The following is a 17,928-nucleotide window of genomic DNA, read 5'->3' on the forward strand; positions in this document are numbered from 1 at the left end:
CCATATAAACAACTGATAGATAAGGCCTGTTCTTCTGCGGCCCCGCGTCAAGCGCGGGGACAAGGGACTTTTGACATATTCCCCCACGGAGGCTGTTATTCTGGTTTGAAAACTGGGGGAGGGAATCGGGTTTATTGCCCGCTTCCTCCCATGATATCCAGCAGCTCGTTGGTGATGGCTTGCTGGCGTGTTTTGTTATATTGGAGAGTCAGGTCCTGGATCAGGTCGTTCGCGTTGTCGTTGGCGGTCTGCATGGCCATCATGCGGGCGGCGTGTTCAGAAGTTACCGTGTCGAGCAGTGTCGTATAGACTGTCAGGTTCAGTAACTTCGGGAAGAGCAAGGCTTGCAAGTTTTCCGGAGACGGTTCCAGAAGGTAATCGGTTACAGAAGCATCGGTTGTCGCTTCCGGAAGGGTAATCGGCAGGTACACTTTATGAGTCAAAACCTGTGTCGCCGTGTTTTTGAAATGATGGTAAAGCAATTCCACCCGGTCTACTTTGCCGGAGGTAAACAATTCCATCAAGTCTCCCGCCAGGCTGATAGCTCCATCGTAAGACGGTTTTTCTCCTAAATGCAGGAAGTTGTCTTCGGTTGTATAACCGGCCTTATGCAGTTCGTCCGCAATCTTCTTTCCGATGGGATAGAGGCGTACCTCGATCTGCTGTGCCTTGTATTCATGCAGCCGGGCGGATAGTTCTTTCCAGACGTTGACATTGAAAGTGCCGCATAGCCCACTGCTGGATGAGAATACGGCTATTGCGACCCGCTTCACCTCACGCTGTTCAGTGTAAGGTGATTCCAGGTCACATTCCGCACCTAAAAGACCGTTTAAAATGGCGGACAGCTTATTCGCATAAAGGAGTGTATGTTCGGTCAGCATCTGTGTATGGTGGAGCTTGGCAGAAGAAACCATTTTCATGGCAGCCGTAATCTTCTGCGTGCTCCGGATAGATGCAATCCGGACTTTTATTTCTTTTAATGATGACATAGACTCTATTTAATTGAAAGTTGCTTCGCTGTTTCTTCCAGTTTCTTCCGGATATCGTCGTCGATAGTTCCGGTTTTCAAGACATCCAGGACGTCGTGTCGGTGCGATGTGCGTAATTCGTGCAGGAATTCCTTTTCGAATTCGTGTACTTTGTCCAACGGGACATCTTTCAGCAGGCCTTGCGTGCCGCAATAGAGGATCGCGATCTGCTCTTCAACGGGCATCGGGCTGTATTGGGGCTGGATCAGCAGGCGCGTGTTCTTTTGTCCTTTGTCGATCGTGAAGGCCGTTACGGCATCCATATCTCCGCCGAATTTGGAGAATGATTCCAGTTCTCGGAACTGCGCTTGGTCGATCTTCAGCGTTCCGGCCACTTTCTTCATCGCCTTCAACTGCGCGTTACCACCTACACGGGAAACGGAAATACCGACATTGATAGCCGGACGGTTTCCCTGGTTGAACAGGTCTGTCTCGAGGAAGATCTGTCCGTCGGTGATGGAGATCACATTGGTCGGGATATAAGCCGAAACGTCGCCGGCCTGTGTCTCGATGATCGGCAGGGCCGTCAGGGAACCGCCGCCTTTCACTTTATCTTTCATGCTCTCCGGCAGGTCGTTCATCTGGCTTGCCACTTCCGGCTGGTTGATGATCTTGGCTGCCCGTTCGAGCAGGCGGGAATGCAGGTAGAAGATATCGCCCGGATAGGCCTCACGTCCGGAAGGACGGCGCAGGATCAGGGATACTTCACGATAGGCGACAGCCTGTTTCGAGAGGTCGTCGTAGACCACTAAGGCATGGCGTCCGCTATCCCGGAAATATTCGCCGATAGCGGCTCCGGCAAAAGGTGCGAAGTATTGCATGGCTGCCGGATCGGAAGCTGTCGCACTAACAACAACCGTATAGTCCATCGCACCCTTTTCCTGCAACGTGTTGACAAGCGAAGCGACAGTCGAACCTTTCTGTCCGATCGCCACATAGATACAATAAACCGGATTGCCCGCTTCATAATTGCTGCGCTGGTTGATGATCGTGTCGATCGCGATGGAAGTCTTTCCGGTCTGGCGGTCGCCGATGATCAGTTCACGCTGTCCGCGTCCGATCGGTATCATGGCGTCGACAGCCTTGATGCCGGTCTGCAACGGTTCATTCACAGGTTGGCGGAAGATTACGCCCGGAGCTTTGCGTTCAAGCGGCATCTCGCAGGTCTCGCCTGTGATTTGTCCTTTTCCGTCGATCGGGTTTCCGAGCGGGTCGATTACACGTCCGATCATGTTTTCGCTAACGTCGATAGAGGCGATACGTCCTGTCCGTTTGACCGTGTCGCCCTCTTTTACGAGGTCGGTCGGCCCCAGCAAGACGGCTCCCACATTGTCTTCTTCGAGGTTCATCACGATCGCTTCCATTCCGTTGTCGAACTGCAACAGTTCGTTCGCTTCGGCATTGTCGAGGCCGTATATGCGTGCCACACCATCACTCACCTGAAGTACGGTACCCACTTCTTCCGTATGGATGCTGGTACTGATACCTTCCAACTGCTGGCGCAGGATGGCGGAAACTTCACTCACTTTTATCTGATCTGTCATACTTCTTTCTTTTTTATCTGTTTTCGAGTAACCGGCTACGGATGTCACGCAACTGTGTCGCATAGCTGGCATCTATCCGGTAGTTTCCGATACGCAGGCGGAAACCGCCGATCAGTTCCGGCTGTATAAGCCCGGTAAATTCGATGGTGCTGCCTGTCTCTTCCTTGAGCTTCTTCTGGAGATGCTCCTTCACCTCATCGCTTACCGGAGTAGCGGTACTGAATTGTACGCGGGTGATATGCTTGTCTCTCCGGTAAAAATGGATATAGATGTGGGCCATGAAGAGCAGTTCGTTTTCCCGTTTGTGTTGCAAGACCAGCCGGATAAAACGCACATACAAGTCCGAGACCTCTATGCCGCCGGCCGCTATCAACAGCTTGACTTTCTCCTCTTTGGGAATGATCGGGTTGCTAACGGCAACCCGCAACTCCGGTTCGAGCGAGAAACTGTCTGCCAGCATCTTCATGTCGTCATATACCCGGGTCTCCAGCCCTTTCTCCTTTGCAAGCGAGAAAAGCGCTTTCGCATACCGGGAAGAGATTGTTCCTATATCCATACGCTACGATTTATAAAGCGATACCTCATCTAACAGCCGGTCGATGATTTGTTGCTGTTCACCGTCACGGCTGATCTTTTCTTTCATCACCTTCTCTGCTATGGCGATCGAAAGGTCGGCAATCTCCGAACGGACTTCGCGGATTGCTTTCTCCTTTTCTTCGCGGATACGCCGGGCAGCCTCTTCCACCTGTAAACGGGTTTCGGCGGCAGCCTTCTGACGAGCTTCGTCGATGATTTGTTCCTTTTCGGCAAAGGCTTCTTTCAGGATCGCATTCTGTTTTTCTTTCGCTTCGGCAAGTATCCGGGCACCTTCGGCCTGGATATTGGCAAGCTGTTCATTCGCCTGGCGTGCCGTCTCCAAAGAATCGTCGATGTAGGCTTTCCGTTGTTCCACCGCCTTGATAATGACGGGGAAACCATATTTGGAAAGGATGACAAAGACAATCCCGAATGAAACGATCATCCAGAACAGAAGTCCCGAATCCGGTGTTAATAATGACATAGCTTGTTACTTTTTTATTGGAACAAAGCCAGGAAACATACTACAATAGCAAACAGTGCCACACCTTCCACCAAAGCGCCCATGATCAACATGGAAGTACGGATCTCACCGGCTGCCGACGGCTGGCGTCCGATAGCCTCGACGGCACCTTTTCCGATCAAACCGATACCTATACCTGCACCGATAGCGGCGAATCCCGCTCCGATTGTTGCTCCCATCTTCGCTATGCCCATTCCGGCAGCTGCTTGTAATAAAATAGTCGATAACATAGTGTTTTAAACTTTTAATTAGTACCTCAAATATATTTAATCTTTAACCTTGGCCAAACCTATATAGTTTGCTGAAAGCAAGGTGAATATGTATGCCTGCAAGCAAGCGACCAACAGTTCCAGGCAGTTCATGAACGCGCAGAACAGAACTGAAACGACCGTCATCCCCATATTCACAACCATCCCCATCGACACCGTGATGAATATCAGACAAGTGAGCGCCAGGATAATCGTATGTCCCGCCATGATGTTGGCAAACAGACGAATCATCAGAGCAAACGGTTTTGTGAACACGCCGAAGAACTCCACGAAAGGCATGATCGGCAGCGGCAACTTCAGATAGATCGGCGCTTTCGGCCAGAATATCTCTTTCCAGTATCCCTTTGTCGCGAACAGGTTGACGGCGATAAACGTACATCCTGCCAGGACTGCCGTTACGGCAATGTTGCCTGTGATGTTGGCGCCGCCCGGAAAGATCGGTATGATGCCGATCAGGTTATTGATCAGAATAAAGAAAAAGACCGTCAGCAGATAAGATGAAAACGGCTTGTATTCTTCTTTGCCGATCGACTCCTTGATGACACCGTCCTCGATATAGGAAATAGCCATCTCCATCAACCCGGTAAATCCGCCCGGGACCTGGTTCGGATGTTTCTTATACCAGCGTGCCGTCCTGAGGACCACAAACAGCAGAATGCCGCAACTCAGGAACAGTCCGCAGACATTTTTGGTCAATGAGAAGTCGAGCGGGCGGACCTCTTCGCCCCGGCTGTTCTTTTCGACCACCTTGCCGGCATGTTCGCCTTCGGCCGCGATGTAATAGTTATGATGCGTCTGTCCGTGATGCAAATGGTGGGAAAGGAACATATCCCATCCCCGCTCTTCGCTTTTGACCAATACCGGCAGCGAGACGGCGATCTCTTTCCCATTCCATTCGGTAATGTGCCAGGTGTAGGCATCCTGAATATGTGAGAAAACGATCTCCTGCACATCGATGCCTTCCTCTTTGGTATCTGCCTGGGCCGGGCCCAACGCGCAGAACCACAGCAGTAGCGCTATCCATATAAATCTGTTATCTATGAGATTGTTCTTCATCTTCTCTTTTTTCTCTTTTCATTCTTTTTTTCTCGTACAGATAAATCGTATATGTTTCCATGGCCAGGTAAATAAAGAAAAAGAGCATCAGTGTAAAACCGAATGTCTTCAAGTGGTCATTCACCAGTGCGGCATAAAGCCATAAGAAAACGATCGCAAGGGTAAACTTGCAGAACCGCACCAGCATATAAGCGGTAATGGTCACATCGCCTCTCTTCTTTTTCATCCGGTCGAGAACATATGTCATTGCCAATGACATCAACCAGTAGAAGATCGGGATGGAAGGATACCATGTGAAATAATGTTCCGGCCAGATTGTGTATAACAAACCGCCTAATGTCAGACCAATAGCAAAGTTGACAAAAGTAATCAACCCCATCAGCTTAATTTTTAACCACCCTGTCATTGTCGTGTACTTTTTATTTATTCGATACAAACAGATATATGATCCCCTTTCACCTCCACGAATCCGCTCCTGATGGCTTGCTCCCCTTTTTTGCCATCGTTTTCAAAGACGATGGTTCCTTCTCCGAGAGCGGCGATCATCGGAGCATGATGAGGAAGAATATCAAATGAACCGGCTGCACCCGGAAACGAAACCTGCTGGGTCTCGCCTTCGTAAAGAATACCGTCCGGTGATATAATTTCCAGTCTCATATCTGTTTAGTTTGCTTGTTCTGCCAATCGTTTCGCCTTTTCCATCACATCCTCGATCGTTCCTACGTTCAGGAAGGCCTGTTCGGGGATATTGTCGGTCTCGCCGTCCATGATCATCTTGAATCCGCGTATCGTATCTTCGATGGAGACCATCACGCCCGGTATGCCGGTGAACTGTTCGGCAACGGAGAACGGCTGCGAAAGGAAACGCTGCACGCGACGGGCGCGGTTGACGGTCTGGCGGTCTTCGTCGGAAAGCTCTTCCATACCGAGGATCGAGATGATGTCTTGCAATTCCTTGTTGCGTTGCAGTATCTGTTTGACACGTTGTGCTGTCTCGTAATGCTCATTGCCGACGATCAGCGGGTCCAGAATGCGTGAAGTCGATTCCAGCGGGTCGACAGCCGGATAGATACCGAGTTCGGTGATCTTACGGCTCAACACCGTCGTCGCATCCAAGTGCGTGAATGTAGTCGCCGGAGCCGGGTCCGTCAAGTCGTCTGCGGGCACATAAACTGCCTGGACAGAGGTGATGGAACCTTTCTTGGTCGACGTGATACGTTCCTGCATGGCGCCCATCTCGGTTGCCAGCGTCGGCTGGTAGCCGACGGCCGACGGCATACGTCCTAACAAGGCGGAAACTTCCGAACCGGCCTGTGTGAAACGGAAGATATTATCGATAAAGAAGAGGATGTCTCTCGTCTCTCCTTCCGGCGCCAGGTCACGGAAAGACTCGGCAATCGTCAGCCCCGAGAGGGCTACGGAAGAACGCGCTCCCGGCGGTTCGTTCATCTGCCCGAACACTAATGTCGCCTGCGATTTGGCCAGTTCGTCATAGTCGATCTTCGACAAATCCCAATGGCCTGCTTCCATGCTCTTCTTGAATTCTTCACCGTAACGGATCACACCGGACTGGATCATCTCGCGCAGCAGGTCGTTCCCCTCACGCGTACGTTCGCCGACACCTGCAAAGACGGAAAATCCATTGTTCTTCTTTGCAATGTTGTTGATCAGCTCCATGATCAGAACCGTCTTACCTACACCGGCACCGCCAAAAAGACCGATCTTGCCACCTTTTGAATAAGGTTCCAGCAGGTCGATCACCTTGATACCTGTGTACAACACTTCGCGGCTGGTGGTCAGATCCTCGAACTTGGGCGGTTCGCGGTGGATCGGGAGAGCGCCTTTGCGGTCGAGTTCCGTTATCCCGTCGATCGGGTTGCCTGTCACGTTCATCAAGCGTCCTTTCACCTGGTCGCCGACCGGCATCGTAATAGGTGAGCCGTATGACAGGGCTTCCATTCCTCTCTTCAGTCCGTCTGTCGTATCCATTGCTACGGTGCGGACCGTGTTTTCCCCGATGTGTTGCTGAACTTCTACAATCAGTATTTTTCCATTAGGGCGGGTTATCTCCATTGCGTCGTGGATACGTGGAAGTGTTATCTTTTCTTCCTTTTCATTGTCAAAATGAATGTCCACAACCGGACCGATAACCTGTGATATATAACCTTTTATTTCTCCCATACAATCTCTTTTTTTCCTTAGACCTATTCAACTCTTCGGCTGCAATATTACGAATTATGATTGTCTGATATTCGGAAATATTACTTTTTAATTCTTTTTGTACTTAGTTAAATATTCAACTAATTTCATTCTATTCTGAAATAAACCAATAGAGTTCGGATATGGACCAAAATGCAGGAAAAAGCTTATTTTGTAAATCATAGAGAAAGAGGTTCCTAAGCGGTATGTGACGTTTTGCAGGTAAAGAAAAGGCAAAATGTTTTGCATTGTTAAATAAAAAGGAATAAACCATTCCTGTCCCCGCGCTTCGACGCGGGATCGCAAAGAAGCATACACGAAAATTACAATATCCCCCCCTTTGGGCCGTTTTTCTATTTCGTCCGAAATCTTGATCGATTTTGGATTGACTCTTTTCATGGTTTAAGCTCCCCTTTTTGACAATAGGAAAAAAGAGGTGCGCAGTCCGTTTCGAAAAGCGTGCAAATTGATTACCGAAAGATGGAAACACCGACAAAGTGATAAACCTTAACTCCCGGAGAATCGAATATTTGAAAACAAAACGGACGGCGTTCCAAATATCGCAAGGAAATTCAGGTGCTTTTTTGCCCTTAAGACGGTCCTCTTTTCAATTACGACCGTCCTAATTGCCATTACGACCGTGCTAATCTTCGCGAGGTGCCGAGTGCACTACACATTAGCACGGTCGCAATGGCAAAGAAGACGGTCGTAATTGTTGGAAACGCTCAAAAAAGCGGAAAGAGTCCCTTTTTGAGGGCAAAAAAGTGGATTAACATTTGTTTGCATCAAGGCTTCTTCCGAGCTTGAAAAATCCGTTTTATACAATAAGTACCCTTTTCCGAATCTCCGCAAATCGATAAAATCACGAGACAATTAAGCTACGAACCATTCGTAACCAAAATATATTCGTATATTTGCGTTATGTCAGCATCCTAAAACAATAAAGTCATGAACAAATTGTTATACCTTTTACTAATTATATCCTGCTGGAGCTGTAGCCGGGATTCTGAAACCGAGAAATATCAAAGTAAGCGGGATCATGTGATTAACGTGCGGGACAAAATGAAAGAGTTCTCGACACAAGACGTTTTAATCGGTCGAATTTCGAGAGTATACTTGCTCAGCGATTATCTAATTATCACCGAATATAATGTGCCAGACAAACTTATACACCTATTTGACAAAAATAATTTCAACCATTTAGCCAGCACCACTTATCAGGGACAAGGCCCCGGAGAAATTACGATTATCGGCCACGTGGGAACTGATGAAGCACACCGCAGGTTTTTCGTCTCGGATCACGGTAAACTGAAAATATTCAGTTACGACCTCGATAGCGTTTTAGCCAACCCTGATTATCAGCCGGAAGTTAAAATAAATATGAAAGAAAGACAGTTTCCCGACCGATATTTATATTTGAATGACACACTTTGTATTGCCAGAATTATAGAACCGATCGGAAACAGCGACTATCGCCCATCTGTTGCCAGATGGAACATGACCACCGAAGAGATAGTGCCAATGAAGTACGAATATCCTGATCTGAAAAGAGTCCGATTCATATACGCCGCATCCGCAGAGCATAAACGGTATGTTCAATGTTATAGCCAATACGACCTGATGACAATCTGCGACTTCGACGGGAATTTAATCTGTAACATCCATGGCCCTAAATGGAATGCTGAAATAACACAGACACAGCACTATGCTCTCAGCGCTACATTTTGCAAAGATAAGATAGTGGCACTTTATTCGGGTAGTGACCATCGTACAGATGCCTATTATCCCACAAAATTTTTGGTTTTCGATTTAAATGGCAATTATCTCAAAACCCTGGAAACCGGATATATGATAACCGATTTTTGTTATGACAAAGAAAACAACAGGCTCATTATAAATTTAAACGACGAGATACAGTTCGCTTATTTAGATTTAACAGATATAATATAGCAGCCCAACAGACTGACATTAAAGAAACATTACTATCTTTGTTGTATTACGGACCGAATGCATCATTCCGGCAAACAACAAAAAAGACAGCTATGAGCAACAAGATTTATCCTATCGGAATACAGAACTTTGAAAAGCTTCGCAGTAGCGGTTATTTCTACATTGATAAAACCGAACTGATCTACCGTATTGTCAAAACCGGTAGCTACTATTTTCTGAGCCGCCCGCGCCGCTTTGGTAAAAGCTTGCTCATATCTACGCTCGAAGCTTACTTTCAAGGCAAAAAAGAGCTGTTCGAGGGGCTTGCCATGGAAAAGCTGGAAAAAGACTGGATCAAGTATCCCATCCTGCATTTAGACCTGAATGCTAAAAAATTTGATACAACAGACGATTTGCTTCGCCTTATAGATCGCCAGTTTCTCATCTATGAAGAGAAATATGGATCTTCCCCATCAGACGAAACGATAGATGACCGTTTTGTCACACTCATCCGGAAGGCTTATGAAAAGACGGGGCAAAAAGTGGTCATTCTGGTAGACGAATATGATAAACCTTTGCTGCAAACCATAGAGAATACGGCTTTACAAAATGAATATCGTGAAACTTTAAAAGCTTTCTATGGCGTAATGAAATCAATGGACGGCTACATCCAGTTCGCCATGTTAACAGGAGTAACCAAATTCGGCAAAATCAGTGTATTCAGCGACCTGAATAATCTGGACGATATCTCCATGCGCGAGCCTTATGTCAACATCTGCGGCGTCTCCGAACAGGAGATACACGACAATCTGGAAGAAGAGCTTCATGAGTTGGCAAATGCGCAAGCAATGACATATGAAGAAACATGTGCCAAACTCAAAGAGTATTACGATGGCTATCACTTTGCAGAAAACACAATAGGTATCTACAATCCGTTCAGCCTGCTCAATACATTCAAATATAATAAGTTCAGCAACTATTGGTTTGAGACAGGCACACCCACCTATTTGGTAGAACTGTTAAAACGGAGCCATTACAATCTGGAGCGCATGGCTAATGAAGAGACCAGTGCAGATGTATTAAACAGTATTTATGCAGATTCATCGAATCCCATTCCTGTCATTTACCAGAGCGGATATCTGACGATCAAAAGTTATGACGAAAGATTTGGCATATACCAATTAGGTTTCCCTAACTTAGAGGTAGAAGAAGGCTTTGTACGATACCTGATGCCCTTCTATACAAATGTCAATAAAATAGAGTCTCCTTTCGAAATTCAAAATTTTGTCCGTGAAATAGAATTAGGCCAGCCAGATGCTTTTTTGCGTCGTCTGCAAAGTTTCTTTGCCGATACGCCTTATGAACTGGTCCGCCAATTGGAGCTGCATTACCAGAATGTACTTTTCATTGTCTTCAAATTAGTCGGCCTTTATACCCAAGTAGAGTACCACACCAATATGGGGCGTATCGATTTAGTATTGAAAACCAATGACTACATTTATGTCATGGAGTTCAAATTAGAAGGAACAGCAGAAGAGGCTTTACAACAGATAAATGAGAAGCATTACGCACTGCCATTCGCAACCGATCCTCGGAAACTATTCAAGATAGGCGTGAATTTCAGCAATCAGTTACGGAATATTGAACAGTGGATAATTGAAGAGAACTAACACATAAAATATTATATTCAAAACAAAGAGGTACATACTCATCTCCACAAAATTAATCATATGAAAAGTCTTATTTATTCATTATTCTTATTTTTATCTTTCTATTGTAGTGCTCAAGACAGTATCAAAGTTGCCGGATATGGTTCCATGTCAAGCCTTCCGTTTCAACCGACTGAGAAAGAAAATATTGCTCATTTCGAATTTAGTCACTTCTCTAAGAGTACGACTTTGGAAGTTATGTTATGGAGCTTTCAAGATGACATTAAAAATATAAATAAGACTGTTATTTTTCATGAGTCATTGGATATAAAAGAAAATCCGAGGGTCGATCTTATAATCAAACAAAATGAGAATAGCCAGATAGAGATATGTTGCAATTTCATTGGAAAGTTTTTTTCAGTTCATCCTTTGAAATCAAATACTCAAATCGCCCCCTATATAATTAAATCCCTTCCCAAAATGAAGGAGAAAGTTGCTCCCATCATATTATTTGCACCAAAAGAAGATTATATAGGACAAAAGACATTGGATAAAATAACAACTCTACAAGAATTTGACATAAAAAAAGAAGAGGCGATTCTGAAAGAATTATTATCCCAAACAACTTCTTTCAAAATACTAACTTACCAATTAAAAGAGAAATGAGAATAAGATTCTATATAGCAATTCTTCCGATCTTATTAATATGCTCTTGCAAAAAAGAGTCCGGAACAGTCAAGGAAACAGTCCTCTTCACGAAAGATGATTTTAAGCAAACGACTTCTTTGAAAGGTGAAATATTGAGTATAGATACTCTTTGGAAACCCATTCGAATTTGGGTATGCGATTCCTCTTTAGTGAGTGTTGATATGTATTGTGACTATTTTGCACAAATCTATGATAAGAAGAGTGGTCGTAAAACAACTGAAAACATTCCACGAGGAATCGGCCCAGGGGAATTACTAAATTGTTGGTCTTTACAATTTTATCCGGATAAGGTTTGGGCGTTCGATATGCAACAGGCTAAAATGGAGGCATATAGTATTCCCGATTTCCTCAATAGAAAACATATTTCACCAATTCAATCGGTTAAATTTAAAAATGGTGCGCCAACCAGTGTTGCCGTATTGCCCGATGGATCTTTTTTATGCTCGGATTTAAGCGATTCAAATAATTTGGTGACACGTTTTGATGCCTCTGGAAATAAAGACAATCAATTACAAACGAAATTCCCGGAAGTGTCGACAAACAATATACCGGATAATCTAAAAAAACGTTTTTGGGAAAACAGGATATATTATAACCCTCACAATGATAAAATCGTTATTTTTTATACTTATTCCGATCTCATTGAAATATACAATTCTGATATGCAGCTTATACAGCGTATACAAGGACCTGATAATTTTATCCCTGTTTTAGGAAACCGAAAAGTAGATGATCATGATTTCGCATACATTATTCCTGAACAGACCAAATTTTCATATCTATTCGGCGTATTGACTGATTCTGAAATCTGGGCTTTATATTATGGCATATCCCCCCAAAAAGGAGAAGAAATGCAGCGTACCCTATTCGTTTTTGACTATCAGGGAACACCGCTACGACATTACGAATTAGACACACCGATTACTTTCTTTTCTGTAGATCCAGTAGAAAAGTGTATTTATGGGCTTTCCGAGCAACCGGACCCGGTGATTATCAGGTTTCAATATTAAGCTGATAGCCTGAATTAGGTATATTGTCAATAGACAACTCCGGGAAATCCTTCAAATCATCTCGCAAACGCTGTATTGTTTGCGTCATAGATTTCTTTATCGCTTGGTTCAAATCCTTATTTTTTTCGTTCGATTCATCTTCGTTCAAAGGTCGCTCCAACACATTTTTACAAAAATCAGAGTAACTGATAGTATGATCCGAAGCTCCTAAAAAACGAGAAAAAGCGCGTAAACGATTTCTTTTCAGGCAGACCTCATGATCCTGTTTCTTCAATACTCCTGTTTTCTCATTAAAAAAGATGCCCGATGCTATCTCTTTCCACTCTGATGCATCCGAGGAAATCAGAGCCGATATGGGTGGAACAGGATTAATGACGTCCTTATATTCTACCTTTTTACGCCGTAGCCATATATACATTAATATACCAGGAACAATCCACAATATAATCAGCCCCCAGATTAAAGGCATCTGACTAATTAAATAGGAACGGGAGAACGAGACATACGCCTGTAATTTTATTTGTTTCGGATCATGCTCTACTCCAAAAACAACAGGGTCCAAAGCTATTCCTGCTTGGCATAATGATTTATTCGAACAACTCACAAGACTGTCGCCCTGGAAAAAAGAGACAGCAGTTTGAGCAACTATGTTCTCACTTTTAAGTTCCTCTTGAAAAAGACTGTCGAGAGTAAAGGCGCGATTGGGATTTTTAAAGGCTAAGTACATCTGGAAATTCCACTCTCTTCTATGGGACAAAGTAAGACTATCCACCTTCTTATCTCTTTTATATATAGCTTTCCCTTTTTCGGTTTCAATAATAGTAGAATCAGAAGAAATACTAACATCAAATTTCGGATAAGAAACAAACTCTGGTTGCATAAGTGCCTTTTCTTTATCAATAGCATAACTGAATATATAAACTGCCTTAAGAATCTGCTCTTTTTTAATTTGAGAAAAGTAACAGCAAGCTAAAAACACAATCAATGTTGTCAAAATCAGTATAACCCCAAAGAATATAATAAATCTGTGTTTTCCCATTTTCAGTTCATTTATTACTACAAAAGTAACAAAATCAACAATCCAAATCAACACTTTGGAAACATTTCATTGGAAACATCAAAGTGTTTCCACTTTTAGTTGACAATCTTAAACCAGGAGATTACTTTTGCTGAAAAAAGAAAGATGAAAAAGCAAACACTATTAAAATTAATTTTTACAGCGAGCTGCCTATTTGCTGCATACTGTCTGTTTTATAATAATGAAACAAGCACATTGAACAGGCTGGCATTTCAGAACATTGAAGCATTAGCAAGTGGAGAAAACGATGATAATGCTTTTTGCTTAGGTTATGGTTCTATAGATTGCAGAACTTACAAAGTAGAATACAAAGCTACAAACTTCAACTTAGATTAAAAACTAATCGTGAAACGTTTTGCATATATATTATTAATAGGTATCAGTGCGATAATCTCCTGTACCGATTCCCCCGGTACTCGCTATCCCCGCTATTCAACTTTTCCCAATGAAAAGGCAATAAGTGCGCGGGTTATCGACCTGGATACTGTTTTTTTCCGCTACCCATTCCGGGTAGCGGTCAAAGACAGTATAGCTATTGTAATGGATTTGCATAACACTGACTATTTTTTTCACGCGTTCACCTATCCCAACTGGAAACATATCGTTTCTTTCGGCAAGCGCGGGGAAGGACCGGAAGAGATGCTTTCAGCGGAAACATTCCGGTTTAACTCGCCTGATTCGATATATGCCCTCGATGCAAACAAAATGCAAATATCGCGTTGGGCTGTCTCTGCTGAAAATTATTCGGCAACAAGACAAGAGGTGATACAATTGGATAAAAGCCTGGTCCGCTCTTTAGATTTCTATGCGACGGATTCCTGTTTTCTAATCCCTGATTATTTAGGAGAACATCGCTATTGGCAAGTCGACTACAGCGGTAAACCAATCAAAAGCATTGGTAAAATCCCTTCTGAAACAGATTTCACACAAGAAATCCGTCCAGCATTGGCCCAAGCATGGCGTAGTTTTATCGATTACAACCCGCATAATGGCATATTTGCAATGGTCACTCAATTAGGAGAATCCATTGAAATCTATAACACCAAAGAGAACACCCATACCGTATTATACGGTCCGAATGGTGAACCTCAATTTAAAAATGTAAAAGGAGAAGGTTTTCCCACCGGAATTATGGGATTCAGCGACATCGTTATCACCGACGAACATATCTACAGCGTATTCCAGGGCGTCCGGTTCAAAGACAAATTAGCATCTTACCAACAAGGCAAAAAACCGGAAGACGGAGGACGTTACATTTATGTATTCGATCTGAAAGGCAATCCCATACAAAAATACACCTTAGATAAACCCATATACGGTATTGATGTAAACGAAAAAACAAAAACGATCATCGCCACTTGTGTAGAAAGCGATGAACCAATCATGGAATTTAAAATATAACGATAGATGAAATCACTGTTATACCTATTATCTATACTCTTTTTGTTAACCTCTTGCAAAGAAAACAAAAAAGAAGAAGTTGCCCGACTGGTACAGGAATGGCAAGGGAAAGAGATTGTTTTTCCGAGAAATATCACTTTCACCCGGTTTGTAACTGATACTGTAGATTATCAGATCCCGCAATCCGATTACAAAGTACTGATTTATGTCGATTCAACAGGTTGCACAAGTTGCAAACTGCAACTGCCTAAGTGGAAAGAATTGATTGCTTATACAGATTCGGTTACAGGAAATAATATTCCATTCTTATTCTTTTTCCAATCGAAAGACGACAAAGAATTGCGTTATATTCTGAAACGGGATAATTTTAACCGTCCGGTATGCATTGATCGGAATAGCAAATTGGACAAGCTAAATCGCTTTCCTCAAAATATCACTTTCCAGACATTTCTATTAGATAAGAAAAATAGAATAGTGGTGATTGGAAATCCAATACACAATTTAGCGGTAAAGGACCTTTACCTAAAACAGATCACAGGAATGCAAAACAAAGAAACATTTACGGTAACAACTCTTGAGCCGGAGAAAACCGAGTATGATTTAGGAACAGTTCTAAACGGAACAACCAAAGAACAAACGATCACAATACGGAATATGGGAACAAACGCTTTTAAACTGAAAGGTTTTACCACCTCTTGTGATTGCACAGAAGCAACTTGCGAATGGAAAGAGTTACAACCAGGAGAAAACGGAATAATTACAGTCAGCTATAAAGCAGAGCAACTGGGAGATTTTCTACGGACAGTCGATATTTATGGAAATATACCAAATAAATCACTGACTCTGAATTTTATCGGGACAGTGACCGAGAAATAATAACGGGAAAAGAAAGGAGTTCCTGCACACAGCCTCACAAACTTTAGCAGAAACTCCCCAACTTTTCCTCATTCAATAATAAATAAAGAAGGAGGTAACCGCACAAAAGTAGTAAATTTGAAGCAAACGAAAAAGGGTTTGGTATCACCTGATATCAGGAAAACATCCTGAACAAAGATTCACAAACTAATAAAAGTCTATAAATCCCTAAACATAATACGAAAATGGGAAAGAAAATTATCGGCGTTATCGCTTTTGCTGCAATCGCCGTAGCGGCTGGCTGGAATTATCAGCAAAATAAACAAGAGGTTAAATTATCTGATTTGGCATTGGAAAATGTTGAAGCTCTTGCTTGGGATGAAAGCAAATCATATTATCATTTATTTCCATGCTCATCAAGCTCTGGTAATGAATGCCGATTCAAAGATAGTGAACGTCCCGAATGTTATGGACCAACATATTGTAGATAGATATGAAAAAATTACTATTTTATTACATATGTATAGTTTTGGTGTTTGTCTCTTGTTCTAAAAAGAAAAAAGAGCCGAGAACTACAAATAATAATTTAGTTGAATTACAAAGGGAGGAAATGAATTTCCTCCCCTCCGATGTATTGCAACTAAAGTCATATTATTTATCATCTCCGGTAGAGACTGATTCCGTTCATATATTGGTAGGTTACAATTATAAAGAACACGCATTAGACTGTATGGATCTTTTGAACAAAAAAATTTCTCAGATACCATTGCAAATAGAAGGCCCAAACGCAATCACACGCTTAACAGGCATTTTTGCATACAAAAAAGATTCAATCTGGATTTCTGATGAATCGGAATCTGTTTTTTTAGTCAATCATGAAGGCCTTACCATGAAACGTATACACGTGCGAGATTATTTACAGGAGGAAGAAGAGTTAATCATAAATACCAACCATGCGATGTCTACGATCCATTTGTATTACAACGCAGCACATCAATCGCTGCTATGTACAGTAAAAGACAGATCCACATCGCCTGTCCGTTTCAAGGTAAAAGAGATTTTTATTGAAGAGAACAAAGAAGCAAAAACTTTTGATTTGTTACCATCCGTCGTAGAACCGGATATAAGCAAAGGATATGCGAATATGAGCGAGCCGAATGTCAATTTCCGGGACGGTTATATTTTATATAATTATCCAATAGAATCGCATCTTTATAGAGCGAATTTAACTACAGGAATCAGTGAAATATACCCAGCTGATAGTGAATACACGACAAATCAGGCAGAAAAGTGTAAATCTAAAACCGATTACTCAGAATGGGAAAAACATGGATTTGAAAATCCTCATTTTTTTGATCTCATGTATATTCCAAGATATGATATGTATGCCCGTTTACACATAGGGCCTATTGATTTCAAAGAAGATGAAAATCCAGAAATAATTGCCCACAAACGAGACCTCTATTTATGTTTATTCGATAATAAGTTTAATAAAATAAAAGAAGCCAAGTTACCCTCAAATACATTCAGTCCTTATACAGGTTGGAGTCAGACAGATTCAGGGATTCTTCTTTTTGTGGACAAGATTACAGATCAAGACAATTCCGAAGATCTCGAATTAAATATCTTTCATCCTATTTTTATAAATCTTTGATTATAAGAAATATAAACGCTTGGTATCCATTAAATAGTATGACATGAGACAGTTGCATAAAAGAAAAACGACAAGGAAATTATCTTCATTTCTGATCTTTTTACTTCTGCTTCTTTCGGCTTGCCATTCGCAAAATCAGGAAATAGAATTTGCACTTTCCTATGAAGAAGAAATAAAGAATTACTATCGGGCCGTTGATTCTGTTATTGCATTGAAGGAATATGAAAATGTTAAAGATTTTTTCGATAATTTACATAAGAGGTCTTATGCCTATGGTATTTATAGTTTTATAAGAAATGAACGATTCGAAAGCTTCAAGAACGATTTTGTCGGAACTGTTGAACGGAAAAAAGAAAGAAGTTTCTGCACATAGTCTTACAAACTTTAGCAGAAACTCCCCGACTTTTCCTCATTTAATAATAAATAAAGAAGGAGGTAACCGCACAAAA

At 42.6% G+C, this 17,928-nt stretch carries 21 protein-coding genes; 10 read left to right on the forward strand and 11 right to left on the reverse strand.

Annotated elements, in window-relative coordinates; all coding sequences use genetic code 11:
• Positions 1-131 precede the first annotated feature (131 nt).
• The 10 genes from DW083_RS13810 to DW083_RS13855 form a co-directional block, all read right to left on the reverse strand.
• Positions 132-989 carry a F0F1 ATP synthase subunit gamma gene (locus DW083_RS13810; RefSeq protein WP_122332757.1) on the reverse strand — a complete coding sequence of 286 codons (858 nt, stop codon included), beginning with the start codon at positions 987-989 and terminating at the stop codon, positions 132-134.
• A gap of 5 nt (positions 990-994) precedes the next feature.
• Positions 995-2,572, reverse strand: a complete 1,578-nt coding sequence (atpA, locus tag DW083_RS13815; RefSeq protein WP_122332758.1) for a F0F1 ATP synthase subunit alpha — start codon at positions 2,570-2,572, stop codon at positions 995-997.
• A gap of 13 nt (positions 2,573-2,585) precedes the next feature.
• Positions 2,586-3,128: a F0F1 ATP synthase subunit delta gene (locus tag DW083_RS13820; protein WP_122332759.1), complete on the reverse strand. Its 543-nt coding sequence runs from the start codon at positions 3,126-3,128 to the stop codon at positions 2,586-2,588.
• A gap of 3 nt (positions 3,129-3,131) precedes the next feature.
• Positions 3,132-3,632, reverse strand: coding sequence for a F0F1 ATP synthase subunit B (gene atpF, locus DW083_RS13825; protein ID WP_115500042.1), 501 nt, complete (start codon positions 3,630-3,632; stop codon positions 3,132-3,134).
• 14 nt (positions 3,633-3,646) lie between these two features.
• Entirely contained in the window at positions 3,647-3,901 is a 255-nt protein-coding gene (gene atpE / locus DW083_RS13830) for an ATP synthase F0 subunit C (protein ID WP_005633044.1), read from the reverse strand.
• Positions 3,902-3,937: 36 nt separating this feature from the next.
• The gene (gene atpB / locus DW083_RS13835; RefSeq protein ID WP_122332760.1) at positions 3,938-4,996 is read right to left on the reverse strand and encodes a F0F1 ATP synthase subunit A; all 1,059 of its coding nucleotides are present in this window, start codon (positions 4,994-4,996) and stop codon (positions 3,938-3,940) included.
• Positions 4,974-5,402: a hypothetical protein gene (locus DW083_RS13840; protein WP_122332761.1), complete on the reverse strand. Its 429-nt coding sequence runs from the start codon at positions 5,400-5,402 to the stop codon at positions 4,974-4,976. Before DW083_RS13840 ends, atpB begins: the two co-directional genes overlap by 23 nt.
• A 17-nt stretch (positions 5,403-5,419) precedes the next feature.
• Positions 5,420-5,653, reverse strand: a complete 234-nt coding sequence (locus DW083_RS13845) for a F0F1 ATP synthase subunit epsilon (RefSeq protein ID WP_122332762.1) — start codon at positions 5,651-5,653, stop codon at positions 5,420-5,422.
• A 6-nt stretch (positions 5,654-5,659) separates the two neighbouring features.
• Complete coding sequence (gene atpD / locus DW083_RS13850; protein ID WP_122332763.1) at positions 5,660-7,177, reverse strand: F0F1 ATP synthase subunit beta; 1,518 nt, start codon at positions 7,175-7,177, stop codon at positions 5,660-5,662.
• 87 nt (positions 7,178-7,264) lie between these two features.
• Positions 7,265-7,594 (reverse strand): hypothetical protein, encoded by a 330-nt coding sequence (locus DW083_RS13855; protein ID WP_122332764.1) that lies wholly within the window; start codon positions 7,592-7,594, stop codon positions 7,265-7,267.
• Positions 7,595-8,143: 549 nt separating this feature from the next.
• Between DW083_RS13855 and DW083_RS13860 the strand changes: the two genes are divergently transcribed.
• From DW083_RS13860 to DW083_RS13875, 4 genes are all read left to right on the forward strand, one after another.
• A complete protein-coding gene (locus DW083_RS13860) occupies positions 8,144-9,145 on the forward strand; it encodes a 6-bladed beta-propeller (RefSeq protein WP_122332765.1) in 1,002 nt (333 codons plus the stop codon).
• Positions 9,146-9,237: 92 nt separating this feature from the next.
• Entirely contained in the window at positions 9,238-10,794 is a 1,557-nt protein-coding gene (locus DW083_RS13865) for an ATP-binding protein (RefSeq protein ID WP_122332790.1), read from the forward strand.
• 60 nt (positions 10,795-10,854) lie between these two features.
• On the forward strand, positions 10,855-11,439 hold the full coding sequence (locus tag DW083_RS13870; protein WP_122332766.1) for a hypothetical protein: 585 nt from the start codon (positions 10,855-10,857) through the stop codon (positions 11,437-11,439).
• Positions 11,436-12,491, forward strand: a complete 1,056-nt coding sequence (locus tag DW083_RS13875) for a BF3164 family lipoprotein (RefSeq protein WP_115499707.1) — start codon at positions 11,436-11,438, stop codon at positions 12,489-12,491. The genes DW083_RS13870 and DW083_RS13875 overlap by 4 nt, the downstream gene beginning before the upstream one ends.
• Here the strand turns inward: DW083_RS13875 and DW083_RS13880 are convergent.
• Positions 12,475-13,530 carry a hypothetical protein gene (locus DW083_RS13880; protein ID WP_233552213.1) on the reverse strand — a complete coding sequence of 352 codons (1,056 nt, stop codon included), beginning with the start codon at positions 13,528-13,530 and terminating at the stop codon, positions 12,475-12,477. The genes DW083_RS13875 and DW083_RS13880 overlap by 17 nt on opposite strands.
• A 144-nt stretch (positions 13,531-13,674) precedes the next feature.
• On the opposite strand from DW083_RS13880, the gene DW083_RS13885 reads away from it, so the two are divergent.
• The 6 genes from DW083_RS13885 (at position 13,675) to DW083_RS13910 (ending at position 17,852) form a co-directional block, all read left to right on the forward strand.
• Positions 13,675-13,905 carry an NVEALA domain-containing protein gene (locus tag DW083_RS13885; protein ID WP_122332792.1) on the forward strand — a complete coding sequence of 77 codons (231 nt, stop codon included), beginning with the start codon at positions 13,675-13,677 and terminating at the stop codon, positions 13,903-13,905.
• A 9-nt stretch (positions 13,906-13,914) separates the two neighbouring features.
• The gene (locus DW083_RS13890; RefSeq protein ID WP_122332767.1) at positions 13,915-14,970 is read left to right on the forward strand and encodes a BF3164 family lipoprotein; all 1,056 of its coding nucleotides are present in this window, start codon (positions 13,915-13,917) and stop codon (positions 14,968-14,970) included.
• Positions 14,971-14,976: 6 nt separating this feature from the next.
• Positions 14,977-15,846, forward strand: a complete 870-nt coding sequence (locus DW083_RS13895; RefSeq protein ID WP_122332768.1) for a DUF1573 domain-containing protein — start codon at positions 14,977-14,979, stop codon at positions 15,844-15,846.
• Positions 15,847-16,070: 224 nt separating this feature from the next.
• Positions 16,071-16,316, forward strand: a complete 246-nt coding sequence (locus tag DW083_RS13900; RefSeq protein ID WP_122332769.1) for an NVEALA domain-containing protein — start codon at positions 16,071-16,073, stop codon at positions 16,314-16,316.
• Between the two features lie 2 nt (positions 16,317-16,318).
• A complete protein-coding gene (locus tag DW083_RS13905; protein ID WP_122332770.1) occupies positions 16,319-17,479 on the forward strand; it encodes a DUF4221 family protein in 1,161 nt (386 codons plus the stop codon).
• Between the two features lie 43 nt (positions 17,480-17,522).
• Positions 17,523-17,852, forward strand: coding sequence for a hypothetical protein (locus DW083_RS13910; protein WP_122332771.1), 330 nt, complete (start codon positions 17,523-17,525; stop codon positions 17,850-17,852).
• Positions 17,853-17,928: the final 76 nt, after the last annotated feature.

The sequence above is a fragment of the Parabacteroides sp. AF48-14 genome, assembly GCF_003477465.1.
GTDB classification, from domain to species: Bacteria; Bacteroidota; Bacteroidia; order Bacteroidales; family Tannerellaceae; genus Parabacteroides; species Parabacteroides acidifaciens.